A 12,592-nucleotide genomic window follows, 5' to 3' on the forward strand; every position below is an offset into this window, starting at 1 on the left:
ACGGTGAGCGCGCAGGCTCCGACCCTCAACGCCCAGCCGTCGGCGGGCCTCGGGCAGACACACCTCAAGGTCCACTGGACGGACCGCGTCGGCAACGGCCTGCTGATCGTCGTGGGCCTGGCGCTCGCGATCTTCCTGCTCGCACCCCTGTTCATGATCCTGGTGAAGAGCGTGGAGGACAAGGCGGGGGCCTTCGTCGGCTTCGCGAACTTCAATACCTACTTCCATACGCCGTCGCTCGCGCAATCGATCTGGAACAGCGTTTGGGTGTCCACGCTCGTCACCGCGATCACGATTCCGCTCGCGTTCACGTTCGCCTATGCGCTCACGCGAAGCTGCATGCGCTTCAAGCCGCTGCTTCGCAACATCGCGCTGGTGCCGATCCTCGCGCCGTCGCTGCTCGCGGCGATCTCGTTCATCTTCTGGTTCGGCAACCAGGGGTTGCTGAAAAGCTGGATGGGCGGCTCGCAGATTTATGGCGCATCGGGAATCGTCGCCTCGATGGTGTTCGCGACCTTCCCGCACGCATTGATGATCCTCGTCACCGCGCTCTCGCTCACCGACGCGCGGCTCTACGAAGCGGCCGACGCGCTGGGCACGAGCACGCTGCGCAAGTTCTGGACGATCACGCTGCCCGGTGCCAAGTACGGGATCATCAGCGCGTGGATGGTGGTGTTCACCTACGCACTTTCCGACTTCGGCATTCCCAAGGTGATCGGCGGCAACTTCAACATGCTCGCCACCGACATCTTCAAGCTCGTGATCGGCCAGCAGGACTTCCCGAAGGGCGCGGTCGTGGCGATCATCCTGCTCGTGCCCGTGGCGGTGACGTACGTCGTCGACAGCTACGTGCAGAAGCGGCAGCAGGCGCTGCTCTCGGCGCGTTCGGTGCCGTACGTGCCGAAGCCCTCGCCCGCGTACGACTGGGCGATGACGGCGTTCTGCTGGACGCTCGCACTGCTCATGCTCGCGATCCTCGGCATGGCGGTCTACGGCTCGTTCGTGAAGCTCTGGCCCTACAACTTCTCGCTCGTGCTCGACCACTACCGCCTGGGTCTCATCGACGCGGGCGTGATCGTGTCGTGGTGGAACAGCGTGAAGATGGCGCTGTGGTGCGCAACGTTGGGAGCCGTTTTCATCTTCTGCGCGGCGTACCTCCTCGAGAAGACTCGCGGGATCGACGCGTTCCGCCCGTTCGTGCGCCTGATGGCGGTGCTGCCGATGGGCGTGCCGGGCATGGTGCTGGGCCTGGGCTACATCTTCTTCTTCGTGCAGGCGGGCAACCCGCTGCATTTCATCTACGGCAGCATGGCGATCATCGTGATCTGCACGACGGTGCATTACTACACGTCCTCGCATCTCACCGCGCTCACCGCGCTCAAGCAGATCGACAACGAGTTCGAGGCGGTGTCGGCGTCGCTGCGGGTGCCGTTCTGGCGCACGTTCTTCAAGGTCACGTTGCCGGTGTGCCTGCCCGCGCTGCTCGACATCAGCCGCTACCTCTTCGTGAACGCGATGACGACTGTCTCTGCGGTCGTGTTCCTGTATTCGCCCAAGACCACGCTCGCGTCGGTGGCGATCGTGAATCTCGACGAGGCGGGCGACATCGGCCCGGCGGCGGCGATGGCCACGCTGGTGGTCCTCACCTCGGCCGCGATGTGCGTGGTCTATTATTTCCTTCAAGTCTGGCTCGATCGCCGCACGCAGGCTTGGCGAAGCTGAAACGAACTAGACCTTGAAACACGGAGGACACAGAGGACACTGAGGAGGGGAGGTTAGCCTCGCCCGCGCGATCAACGGGATCCCGAGGAACGTGCTGATCCTGCGTACGCCAATGCCCCGCTTTCGCGACGACCACCTCCTGCCCTCCGTGTCCTCTGCGTCCTCCGTGTTTCAAGATTTGGTTATTTAGCAGAATTCCGACAGGAGCTCTCCCATGATCAAAGGCAACGATCCGATTCTCCTCACGCCGGGGCCGCTGACGACCTCGCTCGAAACCAAGCAGGCGATGCTGCGCGACTGGGGCTCGTGGGACGTGACCTTCAACCGGATGACGGCCTCGATCTGCGCGGACCTCGTGGAGGTGATCCACGGTGGCGCGACGCACGTCACGGTGCCGCTCCAGGGCAGCGGAACATTTTCGGTCGAGGCCGCGCTCTCGAACCTCGTGCCGCGCGACGGCAAGGTCCTCGTGCCGCAGAACGGCGCGTACTGCCAGCGCATCCTGAAGATCCTCAAGTACCTTGGCCGCGCGCACGTCGCGCTCGACCTGCCCGAAGATCGCTATCCCACCGCCGCGATGATCGAGGAAGCGTTCGCGAAGGATCCGGCGATCACGCACGTCGCGCAGGTGCACTGCGAGACCGGCACGGGCATCCTCAATCCGCTCGCGGAGATCGGTGCCGCCTGCGCACGCCACGGCAAGGGCCTGATCGTCGATGCGATGAGCTCGTTCGGCGCGATCGACATCGACGCCTCGGCCTATCCGATCGACGCGGTGATCGCCGCATCGGGGAAATGCATCGAAGGTCCGCCCGGCATGGGCTTCGTGATCGCCCGCAAGGCCGTGCTGGAGAAGTGCCAGGGCAATTCGCACTCGCTCGCGATGGATCTGTACGACCAGTGGACGTACATGCAGAAGACGACGCAGTGGCGCTTCACGCCGCCCACGCACGTCGTGGCCGCGTTCCATTCTGCGCTGGGACAGTTCAAGGCCGAGGGCGGCACGCCCGCTCGCGGCGCGCGCTACCGGAAGAATTGCGACACGCTGATCGCAGGCATGCAGGCGCTGGGCTTCCGCACGTTCCTCACGCCCGAGGTGCAGGCGCCCGTGATCGTCACCTTCCACGCGCCGGGCGACCCGAACTACAACTTCAAGGATTTCTACGAGCGGGTGAAGTCGCGCGGCTACATCCTCTACCCGGGCAAGCTCACCCAGGTCGAGACCTTCCGCGTCGGTTGCATCGGCGCGATCGACTCGAACGAGATGCGCAACGTCGTTTCCGCCGTCGCCGAGACGCTCAAGGAAATGAACGTCACGAAGATCGCGCCGCTGCGCGCCGCGGCCTAGCGCCTTCCATCCCGCACCCGCGGGAGAAACCTCCGATATCCGGCGGGAAGCAATCGCCGGATTGCGGTGTTAGCCTGACTGACCCCGGTCTCGGCCGGCGGCATTGCAGTCATGACCCCACAAGACGGAGGAGAGACGATGTCCATGCGAAGGATTGCCGCCCTCGTTGGCGGTGCGACGTTGCTGGTCGCCGGTTTGGCGAGCGCCCAGGTGCCCCAGTACGGAACCAATGTCACGCTCGAGCAGGCTCGCAAGTACGCGGCGGCTGCCGATGCCGAAGCCCGGAAGAACAACTGGCCGGTGGCGATCGCGATCGTCGATACCGCGGGGAACCTGGTCTACTTCCAGCGAACCGACAACACGCAGACGGCGAGCATGCAGGTATCGGTCGACAAGGCCGTGTCGTCGGCGATCTACCGGCGTTCCACGAAGGTGTTCCAGGACGCGGTGGCGGGCGGCGGCGCGGGTTTGCGCGCGCTCAACCTGCGTGGAGCGAGCACGGTGGAAGGCGGCGTGCCGCTGATCCTCGATGGCAAGATCATCGGCGGCATCGGCGTCTCGGGCGTCAATGCCGACCAGGACGGCGTGGTCGCGATGGCGGGAGCCGCGGCAAAGTAAGCCTCCGGGCCATGCCGCTATGATGGCGGCATGGCTCGCTACGATCTTGCGGTTGCGGGTGCGGGCATCGTGGGCCTCGCCCATGCCCTCGCGGCTGCGCGCCGCGGGTTGCGCGTGGCGGTGGTGGAGCGCGATGCCCGCGCTTCGCGCTCTTCCATCCAGAATTTCGGTTTCGTCACCGTCTCGGGCCAGGGAGCCTCGCAGGCGCGCGCGCAGCGTTCGCGCGATGCGTGGCTTGAAGTGGCGGGTCCCGCGGGCATCAATGTCGAGCAGCGTGGCGCGCTGATCGTTGCCCGGCGCGCGGAAGCGCTCGCGGTCCTCGAGGAATTCGCGGCGTCCGCGGCGGGCGCGGGCTGCGAGTTGCTCGATCCGGCGCGACTGCGCTCGCATCCGATGGTCGTCGCGAAGGCGGCCGCCGCGCTGTGGAGCCCGCACGAAGTTCGCATCGAGGCGCGCGAAGCCTTGCCACGGCTCGCCGCCTGGCTCGCTGCGCATCACAAGGTGGATTTCCATTGGTCCTCGCCCGTCACCGCGGTCGACGAGCGCGGCTTGCATCACGCCAACGGTTGCGTGGAAGCCGACGCGATCGTGCTGACTGTCGGCGCGGATGTCGCGACACTGTTCCCAGACCGCGCGCGTGAGGCGCAGGTTCGCCACTGCATGCTGCAGATGATGCGAGTGGCCGCGCCCTCGTGGCGGTTGCCCGGCGTGGTGATGACGGACCTAAGCCTGCTTCGCTACGAGGGCTTCGCCACCCAGCCCGCCGCGGCGCGGCTGCGCTTGAAACTGGAAGCGGAATGCGCGCGCGAGCTCGCAGCCGGCGTCCACCTGATCGTCGCGCAGGGCGTCGACGGCACGCTCGTGGTCGGCGATTCGCATCGCTACGCGGACGCGGTGGATCGCGATTCGACGGCGGAGGTCGAGGCCCTGATCCTCGCCGAGCTGACCGCGCTGCTCGATCTTCCGAAACCGCAGGTGATCGAGCGCTGGGTGGGCTCCTACCCGGTCGCGAACGTGAAGCCGGTGCTCGCCGCGCAAGTGGGGCCACGCGCGCGCCTCGTCACCGTCACGAGCGGCACGGGCATGAGCACCGGGTTCGCGATCGGCGAGGAAACCATCGCCGAGTTGTTTCAGTGAACACACACACCCACGATCTGCCGCCGTCCGAATGGGTCCAGCGCTGGGCCGCGATGATCCGTCCCGGTGGCGCCGTCCTCGACCTCGCCTGCGGCGGCGGCCGGCATTCCCGCTGGCTCGCGCGCCTGGGGTTCGAAGTCGATGCGGTGGACCGCGATCCGGCGGCCTTCGTCGATCCCCCGCCACAGGTGCAGGTGCTCGCGGCCGACCTCGAGGCGGGGCCCTGGCCCTATCCGGGCCGGAAATGGGATGCGATCGTGGTCACGAACTACCTCCATCGCCCCCTGTTACCGCGCCTCGTGACCTCGCTCGAACCCGGCGGAATCCTCCTTTACGAGACCTTCGCGCGCGGCAACGAGCGCTTCGGAAAGCCCTCGAATCCGGACTTCCTGTTGCTGCCGGGCGAGCTGCTGGCAGTGGTCCAGGGCGAGCTGCGGGTCATCGCCTTCGAGGACCTGGTCGTGGCCGAACCCCGTCCGGCGGCCGTCCAGAGGGTCTGCGCCCGCAACGAAATGGGGTCGGGCGCCATTTAGTTGGTAAAATCGCCGCTTTCCAAGAATCAAGGCTTTGCCCGAATGCTGACCGGAAGCCTGGTCGCCATCGTGACCCCGATGCTCGCCGATGGCGGGCTCGATTTTCCCCGCCTCAAGTCACTCATCGACTGGCATGTCGCCGAAGGTACCGACGGGATCGTGATCGTCGGCACCACGGGCGAATCGCCGACGGTGGACATGGAGGAGCACGCCGCGCTGATCAAGGCCGCGGTGGAGTTCGCTGCCGGGCGTATTCCGGTGATCGCGGGCACGGGCGGCAATTCGACGCGTGAAGCCATCGAGCTCACGCGCTACGCGCTCGAAGCCGGCGCGAAGTACGGCCTTTCGGTCGTGCCGTACTACAACAAGCCCACGCAGGAAGGCCTCTACCGGCACTTCAAGGCGATCGCCGAAGCGGTCGAGCTGCCGATGATCCTCTACAACGTCCCTTCGCGGACCGTGGCGGACATGCACAACGACACGGTGGTCCGTCTTTCGCAGGTGCCGGGCATCGTGGGCCTCAAGGAATCGACCTCGAACATCGAGCGCGTGACTGATCTCCTGAAGCGCATCCCGAAGAGCTTCGCGATCTTCAGCGGCAACGACGACGCAGCGCTTGCGTACATCCAGCTCGGCGCGAACGGCGTGATTTCGGTCACCGCCAACGTCGCGCCGAAACTTATGCACGAGATGTGCGTGGCCGCGCGCGAGGGGAACTCGCAGCGCGCCATCGCGATCAACAACAAGTTGCTCGGCCTCCACAAGAACCTGTTCCTGGAAGCCAACCCGATTCCCGTGAAGTGGGCCCTGCACAAGATGGGCCGTGTCGCGGAGGGCATCCGCCTTCCGCTTACCCCGTTCGCCTCCCAGTACCACGAGGCGCTTGCCGCCGCGTTGCGCGAGGCGGGCTGCATCGCCTGAACGAATCCAGAGGACCCGCAACATGAAACCGGTTTTCCCCTTCATCGTCCTCGCCGCGCTGGTCGCCGGCTGTGGCTCCGTGACCAAGAGCACCGAGTACACCAGCGCCGCCGCGCGCTCGCCGCAGGCCGCGCTCGAAGTGCCGCCTGAGCTCACGAACCCGACGATCGACGACCGCTTCGCGATTCCCGATCCGAAGACGCAGACGACGTTCTCCACGTACAGCCGTGACCGCGGTACGGCGCCTGCAACCGCCGCGCTCGGCGTGCTGCCGGCACCGACCAACGCGCGCATGGAGCGCGCCGGCGCCCAGCGCTGGATCGTCGTGAAGGCCACGCCCGACCAGCTCTGGCCGATCCTGCGCACGTTCTGGATCGAGACGGGCTTCGTGATGCGCCGCGAGAGCCCCGAGCTCGGCATCATGGACACCGACTGGGCCGAGAACCGCAACAAGATTCCCGAAGACATCATCCGCCGCACCATCGGCCGCGCCATCGACGGCCTGTACTCCACGCACCAGCGCGATCGCTTCCGCACGCGCCTCGAGCGCGGTGCCGAGGCCGGCACGACCGAGATCTACATCGCGCACTACGGCGCCGACGAGGTCTGGACCAGCACGTCGCAGGAAAAGACGGCGTGGCAACCGCGTCCCTCCGATCCCGAGCTCGAGGCCGAGATGCTCGGTCGCATCCTCGTGAAGCTGGGCTACGACGACAAGACCGTGCTCGCCATGGCGCCCAAGGCCGCGGATGGCAAGCCCGGCGCGCCTGCCACCCCGGCAGCACCCGTGGGCAACGCCGTCCTGCAGAACAACGGCGCGGGCCCGCTCGTGATGAACGACAGCTTCGACCGCGCCTGGCGCCGCGTCGGGCTCGCGCTCGATCGCGTCGGCTTCACCGTCGAGGACCGCGACCGCACCAAGGGCGTGTTCTTCGTGCGCTACGTCGATCCCGAAGTCGACCTCAAGGACACCTCGAAGCTCACCTGGGCCGAGCGCCTCGCGTTCTGGAAGCCGACGCCGAAGGCGGCGCAGCCGCAGTACCGCATCTTCGTTGCCGACGCCGGAACGAGCGGCTCGAAGGTGGAAGTGCAGAACATGCAGGGCGCCGTGGAAGCAACGTCCACCGGCAAGAAGATCCTCGGCCTCCTCTACGACCAGCTGAAGTAGTGAGATTCTCGTCGCTCGGGAGCGGCAGCCTGGGCAACGCGCTCGTCGTCGAGCGCGGCACGACCCGGGTGATGATGGATTGCGGGTTCTCGATCACCGAGACCAAGCGCCGCCTCGAGCGCGCGGGCCTCGCGCCCGCGGACCTCACCGCGATCGTCGTCACGCACGAGCATGACGATCACCTCGGCGGCGTGGCCGCCTTCGCCAAGCGCTTCGCGGTTCCGGTCTACCTCACGCGCGGCACCGCGCAGTGGCTGCCCGACGACTTCCCGCGAGTCCTGATCCGCCTCATCGATTCGCACACGGTCTTCGCGATCGGCGAGCTGCAGGTCGAGCCCTTCGCCGTTCCGCACGACGCGCGCGAGCCCGTGCAATACGTGTTCGGCGACGGCGCTTCGCGGATCGGTGTGGTCACCGACCTCGGAACACCTACGCAGCACGTGGCCGAGAAACTCACCGGCTGCGACGCGCTCGTGCTCGAGTGCAACCACGATCGCGACATGCTGATGAACGGGCCGTACACACCCAGCCTGAAGCTGCGCGTCGGCGGCCGTTTCGGCCACCTCTCCAACGCCGACGCGGCAGCGCTCCTCGCGCACCTCGACCGCTCGCGCATGAAGCACGTCATCGCCGCCCACCTCTCCCAGCAGAACAACACGCGAGCCCTGGCAGCGGCGGCCCTTGCGCAGGCGATGGGCTGCGAAGAATCCTGGATCGGGATCGCGGCACAGGACGAAGGCTTCGCCTGGCGCGACGTCTAGCTACACCTGCACCGGGGCCATCGACGAAGGGTTGATCCCGACCCGGCCCCAACCTCTCCAGCACAGGCCGCCGATCTCGCTACCCAAACTTGCGCTCGAAATTCCTGGCGCACCGGCGATCCTGCAGCGAGCGGTGGGGGGCCTCTCGTGATCAACCCTTCGTCGATGGCTCAGCGCCGGAACCATCGGGGCGTCTCCAACAGCGGGGCGGCGCTGATCGCAACGAGAGAGCGTGTGCCAGTCATGTCGATCGCCGTTCATCGACGAGGGCGGCACCCGCCACCGCTCGCCACCACAAATTATCTACCGCCGCTCATCTCAGCCCAGCTGCCACCATCCTCCCACACCCATCGATGGCTGAGGTCGCGGGAAGAAAGACGAAAGCACAAAGAGGACGAAAAAAAACCGGCCCGAAGGCCGGTTTCTTTTCACGCAGGGCGCGAATTACTTCTTCGGCGCCTGGGCGGGCTTGATTTCACCCTGGGCGGCGTCGCCAGCCTTCGGGGCATCGCTGGGCTTCGCGTCGGCGGGCTTGGCATCGGCGGGCTTCGCGTCGGCCGGGGCGGCACCGGTGGCGGGCGCGGCAACCGGGGCCTCGGCGGGCTTCGGGGCTTCGGCAGCCTTCGGGGCCTCGACCTTCGGGGCTTCGGCGGGCTTCGGGGCTTCGGTCTTGCCGCAGGCAACGACGGCGGTGGCGAGCAGGGCTGCGAGGAGGTACGACGTCTTCATTTTGAGTCTTCCTTGGATCGTGAGTTATTGGATATCGCGCGGGGTTCGTTGGCGGTCCCTCCTTGCTGCATCGCAACGCGCCCTGGGGAGTCTTCCGGCCAGCGCAGGATTCTAGCAAAAAGACCTTTTTCGCGATACGGGCGATCCGGTAAAAAACCCTGACGGTTCAAAGGCCCAGCGTCGTGGCCGAGACGGCCGGCTCGGACAGTTCCCAGATTTCCTCGAACCGCTGGAGGATGGGCGTGGCGTCCGCGTGCGAGTGCAGCGCAACAATGGCCCGGGACTGCGTGAAGTGCAGCTGATGCCAGACGCTGTGGTCATCGGCAATCACGAAGGGGTCGGTCGCGTCGCGCGCTTGCTGGATCGTGCGGTGGATCTCGATCGACATCGGGAAGCGGCGCAGCAGCATGAGCAGCCGCGGGCACTCGCGCTCCAGGTGTTCGGGCTCATGCAGCGCGATGTGAAGCCGATGCGCGCGGCCGGCGACGAAGAATTTCTGCAGCGCCTCGCTGCGCGCGACTGAATTGAAGCCGCGGCGCGCGAGCGTGATGTCGAAGATGCGGATCGTGCGCTGCGCCGATGCGATCACCGCGTCGATCGCGGCGAGCGACTCGGCCTCGCTCGTGATCTGGCGGTAGTCCGGCTTCGGTGCGTTCGCGGGGGTATCGCTCATCATCGCCTCCCTTTCGCGTTGTCCGCGTCCGCGGCCAGGTGCAAGAAACCGAGGACGTACCAATCGTAGGCGAGGTTCCAGAACGCGGCATTCGCGCGCGTGGGGCCTTCGATGCGGCGGTGGTTCGCGAAGGCTCGAAGCGCCGGACCCGCGCCTCGCGGCACGCGCACGGCCTCGCCGTTCATGAATGCCATGCTGCCAGAAAACAGCAATCGCGAGCCACCGTCGAGGGCGATGCCGCGGCGTGCCGCCTGCGCGGTGAAGCGCGCGCGGGGGACGGGCCGCGAGGGCGGATCGAACACGACTTGCGACTTGGGTTCGGAAAGGAAGCGTCCCGCGAATGCGCGCACATCGGCTTCGCTCCAGCGAATGGACGTGAGTACGCGCCGCGCGTGCTGCACGAGTGCCGCGGGGACTTCACCGGGATTGCGCGCGGCGCCGGCACCGGGATCGGTGTAATGCCCGGGCGGATCGAGGCGATCGCGAAGGTCATCGAGGAACGCGGCCACGAGATCGCGATCGCTCGGCGCGCGAAAGCCGATCGACCACGTGAGGCACTCGCCTTCGGCGACACCCTCGTGCGCGACACCGGGTGGCAGGTAGAGCATGTCGCCGCTCTCGAGCACCCACTCCTGCTCGGGCTTGAACCGCGCGAGGATCTTCAGCGGCAAACCCTGACGAAACGCGACATCGGCTTGCGTCGAAATGCGCCAGCGCCTCCTCCCGTGGCCTTGCAGGAGGAACACATCATACGAATCCACATGCGGACCTACGCCGCCGCCGTCGGTCGCGTAGCTCACCATGAGGTCGTCGACGCGCGCGTGCGGAATGAAATCGAAGCGCTCGAGCAGTTGCGCGGCGCGCTCGGAGAAGTGATTCGTGTCCTGGACGAGAATTGTCCAGTTCCGGCGTGGAAGTTGCTTGAGTTGAACCATGGAAAACGGCCCATGCTCGAGCGTCCACTGGTTCCCGCGATGCTGCACCAGGCGTGAATGGGCATCCGAAGACGTCGCGAGCTCGAGAACGCCGCGCGGATCGATGGGATCGGTGAACGCCGGAAATGCACCACGAATGAGCAGCGGTTTTCGCTGCCAGTGGCGACGCATGAACGTGCTAGCGTCGAGTCTTCCGAGGAAGGAGTGCTTCGCCTTGCGCGTCATGAAAAAGGATTAGAATCTTCCGGACGTTTAGAGCGAAAAACGCCATGCTCCAAGTAGGCCAACCAGCACCGGCATTCACGCTCCCCGATGCAAGCATGGAGATGATGAGTCTATCCAGCTATCGGGGCAAGAAGAACGTTGTCCTTTATTTCTACCCGAAGGACGGCACGCCCGGATGCACCATCCAGGCGATCGACTTCAGCGACCGCGAAAACGAATTCGAGAAACTCGAGACCGTCGTGTTCGGCGTGTCACGCGACGACGTGCTGTCGCACGCGGCATTTCGCGACGAGCACGGCCTCACCGTGCAGCTGCTCGCCGATACCGAAGCCGAGGTCTGCCAGCTCTATGACGTCCTCGTGACCAAGGACACCAAGCCGTGCCTGAGGCGTTCGACGTTCATCATCGACAAGAAGGGCACCATCCGCCACATCCTGGGCGAAGTCAGCCCCCGCAACCATGCTGATGAGGTCCTCAAGGCCGTCAAGCAATTGAACGGCCATGCGAATTGACCGCGACACCGTCGTGACGCTCGCCTGCGAGCTGCGCGACTGCGATGGCGACCTTCTCGAGGACGAAGGCACCGCGGTCACTTATCTGCACGGCGGCTACGGCGGCATCTTCGCAAAGGTGGAGAGCGCGCTCCACGGCCGCGAGCCCGGCCACGAAGTCGCGGTGACACTGGAACCCGAGGATGCCTTCGGCGATTACGACGCCGAGCTCCTGCGCGTCGAGCCGCGTTCGAAATTTCCCTCGGACATCGAAGTGGGCATGCGCTTCGAAGGCGTGCCCGGCGAGAACGAGGACGACGCGCTGATCTACACGATCACGGATGTCACGAAGGACACGGTCGTCGTCGACGGAAACCACCCGCTTGCGGGAGAGCGCCTCTGGTTCAAGGGCACCGTGACCTCGGTGCGTCCGGCCACGCCGGAAGAGCTCGAGCGCGAGGACGCGAACGCCCCGGGCCTCACCGTCACGGAAACGTAGTCGACTGCCCGCGCGTCCGGAAACGGAAGAAGCGCGCATCGGCGGGATCCGCCGACACCTGCACCCAGCCCACGAACGGGCTCCCGAAAGATTCCAGCCGCGTCATGTTGGCGATCGTGCGTCCGTCGCCGTCGCGGAAGGGTTGGTCCGCGCGCTGGAAGTGCGTCTCGCCGTGGACCACGAGCACGGGCTTTGAAAAGGATACGGCGTGCGCGGTGAGCGACGCGACCAGCGCGTCGTAGACCAGCTGCTTACTCCTGACGAACGGATTCGCGTGGAAGATCACGACCACCGCGCGCGCGTTCGGCATGGCGAAGGCGCGATCGAGCCAGCGGCGATTCGCTGCGCCGCGGCGTACGGCCTCCTCGTCATTGCGCGCGTCGAATCCCACGTTGTCGTTGCTGCCCTGCGCGTTGAGGGTCGCGAAGACCACCGATCGCGTCGTCCAGAGGCGATTCTCCGGGTAGCCCTCCTGGGCCTCGAATGCGACCGACTGGCGCTTGCCCATCAGGCGCGATCCGGAGAAGAAGATCTCGCGCAGCTTCGCAAGGCGCTCGAGGGGATCGTGGCCGCCGGCGCGCTGCCGGCGGCAATCCACCCATTCGTTGTCGCCGGGCGCGAGGATGAACGGGTGCGCTGACCGATCGAAGCGCGCCTTGCGATCGAGATAGATTGCATCGGTGCACTGTGCGCGGCTCGACTTGATGTCGCCCACATGCACGACGAACTCGAGCGGCTCCGCGTTCATCGTGTCGACGATCGCGTCGAACGCCACCTCGTCGGACTCGCTGTAAGGCGTGTCGCCCACGACGCCGAACGTGAAGGCATCTGG

At 66.1% G+C, this 12,592-nt stretch carries 14 protein-coding genes; 10 read left to right on the forward strand and 4 right to left on the reverse strand.

The annotated features are described in order from the left end of the window. Positions 1 to 3 precede the first annotated feature (3 nt). The 8 genes from DSM104440_RS05995 (at position 4) to DSM104440_RS06030 (ending at position 8,208) form a co-directional block, all read left to right on the forward strand. On the forward strand, positions 4 to 1,722 hold the full coding sequence (locus DSM104440_RS05995) for a putative 2-aminoethylphosphonate ABC transporter permease subunit (RefSeq protein WP_171161139.1): 1,719 nt from the start codon (positions 4 to 6) through the stop codon (positions 1,720 to 1,722). A 214-nt stretch (positions 1,723 to 1,936) separates the two neighbouring features. Next, positions 1,937 to 3,070: a 2-aminoethylphosphonate--pyruvate transaminase gene (locus DSM104440_RS06000; protein ID WP_171161140.1), complete on the forward strand. Its 1,134-nt coding sequence runs from the start codon at positions 1,937 to 1,939 to the stop codon at positions 3,068 to 3,070. 138 nt (positions 3,071 to 3,208) lie between these two features. Further along, positions 3,209 to 3,688: a GlcG/HbpS family heme-binding protein gene (locus tag DSM104440_RS06005; RefSeq protein ID WP_171161141.1), complete on the forward strand. Its 480-nt coding sequence runs from the start codon at positions 3,209 to 3,211 to the stop codon at positions 3,686 to 3,688. 30 nt (positions 3,689 to 3,718) lie between these two features. Continuing rightward, positions 3,719 to 4,825 (forward strand): TIGR03364 family FAD-dependent oxidoreductase, encoded by a 1,107-nt coding sequence (locus tag DSM104440_RS06010; protein ID WP_171161142.1) that lies wholly within the window; start codon positions 3,719 to 3,721, stop codon positions 4,823 to 4,825. Then, entirely contained in the window at positions 4,822 to 5,358 is a 537-nt protein-coding gene (locus DSM104440_RS06015) for a class I SAM-dependent methyltransferase (protein WP_246212101.1), read from the forward strand. Before DSM104440_RS06010 ends, DSM104440_RS06015 begins: the two co-directional genes overlap by 4 nt. A gap of 42 nt (positions 5,359 to 5,400) precedes the next feature. After that, complete coding sequence (dapA, locus tag DSM104440_RS06020; protein ID WP_171161143.1) at positions 5,401 to 6,279, forward strand: 4-hydroxy-tetrahydrodipicolinate synthase; 879 nt, start codon at positions 5,401 to 5,403, stop codon at positions 6,277 to 6,279. Between the two features lie 22 nt (positions 6,280 to 6,301). Further along, positions 6,302 to 7,447, forward strand: coding sequence for an outer membrane protein assembly factor BamC (gene bamC, locus DSM104440_RS06025; RefSeq protein WP_171161144.1), 1,146 nt, complete (start codon positions 6,302 to 6,304; stop codon positions 7,445 to 7,447). After that, the gene (locus DSM104440_RS06030) at positions 7,447 to 8,208 is read left to right on the forward strand and encodes an MBL fold metallo-hydrolase (RefSeq protein WP_171161145.1); all 762 of its coding nucleotides are present in this window, start codon (positions 7,447 to 7,449) and stop codon (positions 8,206 to 8,208) included. The genes bamC and DSM104440_RS06030 overlap by 1 nt, the downstream gene beginning before the upstream one ends. Before the next feature lie 444 nt (positions 8,209 to 8,652). Here the strand turns inward: DSM104440_RS06030 and DSM104440_RS06035 are convergent, their stop codons facing one another. The 3 genes from DSM104440_RS06035 to DSM104440_RS06045 all read right to left on the reverse strand — a co-directional run bounded on the left by DSM104440_RS06035 (position 8,653) and on the right by DSM104440_RS06045 (position 10,770). Next, positions 8,653 to 8,937 carry a hypothetical protein gene (locus DSM104440_RS06035; protein ID WP_171161146.1) on the reverse strand — a complete coding sequence of 95 codons (285 nt, stop codon included), beginning with the start codon at positions 8,935 to 8,937 and terminating at the stop codon, positions 8,653 to 8,655. Between the two features lie 166 nt (positions 8,938 to 9,103). After that, a complete protein-coding gene (locus DSM104440_RS06040; protein WP_171161147.1) occupies positions 9,104 to 9,610 on the reverse strand; it encodes a DUF7931 domain-containing protein in 507 nt (168 codons plus the stop codon). Next, complete coding sequence (locus tag DSM104440_RS06045; protein ID WP_212758233.1) at positions 9,610 to 10,770, reverse strand: cupin domain-containing protein; 1,161 nt, start codon at positions 10,768 to 10,770, stop codon at positions 9,610 to 9,612. The genes DSM104440_RS06040 and DSM104440_RS06045 overlap by 1 nt, the downstream gene beginning before the upstream one ends. Before the next feature lie 44 nt (positions 10,771 to 10,814). On the opposite strand from DSM104440_RS06045, the gene DSM104440_RS06050 reads away from it, so the two are divergent. Together DSM104440_RS06050 and DSM104440_RS06055 are read left to right on the forward strand one after the other, a co-directional pair. Further along, the gene (locus DSM104440_RS06050) at positions 10,815 to 11,282 is read left to right on the forward strand and encodes a peroxiredoxin (RefSeq protein WP_171161148.1); all 468 of its coding nucleotides are present in this window, start codon (positions 10,815 to 10,817) and stop codon (positions 11,280 to 11,282) included. Then, a complete protein-coding gene (locus DSM104440_RS06055; RefSeq protein ID WP_171161149.1) occupies positions 11,272 to 11,760 on the forward strand; it encodes an FKBP-type peptidyl-prolyl cis-trans isomerase in 489 nt (162 codons plus the stop codon). The genes DSM104440_RS06050 and DSM104440_RS06055 overlap by 11 nt, the downstream gene beginning before the upstream one ends. On the opposite strand, the gene DSM104440_RS06060 is transcribed toward DSM104440_RS06055, so the two are convergent. Next, positions 11,747 to 12,568 carry a hypothetical protein gene (locus DSM104440_RS06060; RefSeq protein ID WP_171161150.1) on the reverse strand — a complete coding sequence of 274 codons (822 nt, stop codon included), beginning with the start codon at positions 12,566 to 12,568 and terminating at the stop codon, positions 11,747 to 11,749. The two genes, DSM104440_RS06055 and DSM104440_RS06060, sit on opposite strands and share 14 nt — an antisense overlap. Between the last annotated feature and the right edge of the window lie 24 nt (positions 12,569 to 12,592).

The organism is Usitatibacter palustris, from assembly GCF_013003985.1.
GTDB classification, from domain to species: domain Bacteria; phylum Pseudomonadota; class Gammaproteobacteria; order Burkholderiales; family Usitatibacteraceae; genus Usitatibacter; species Usitatibacter palustris.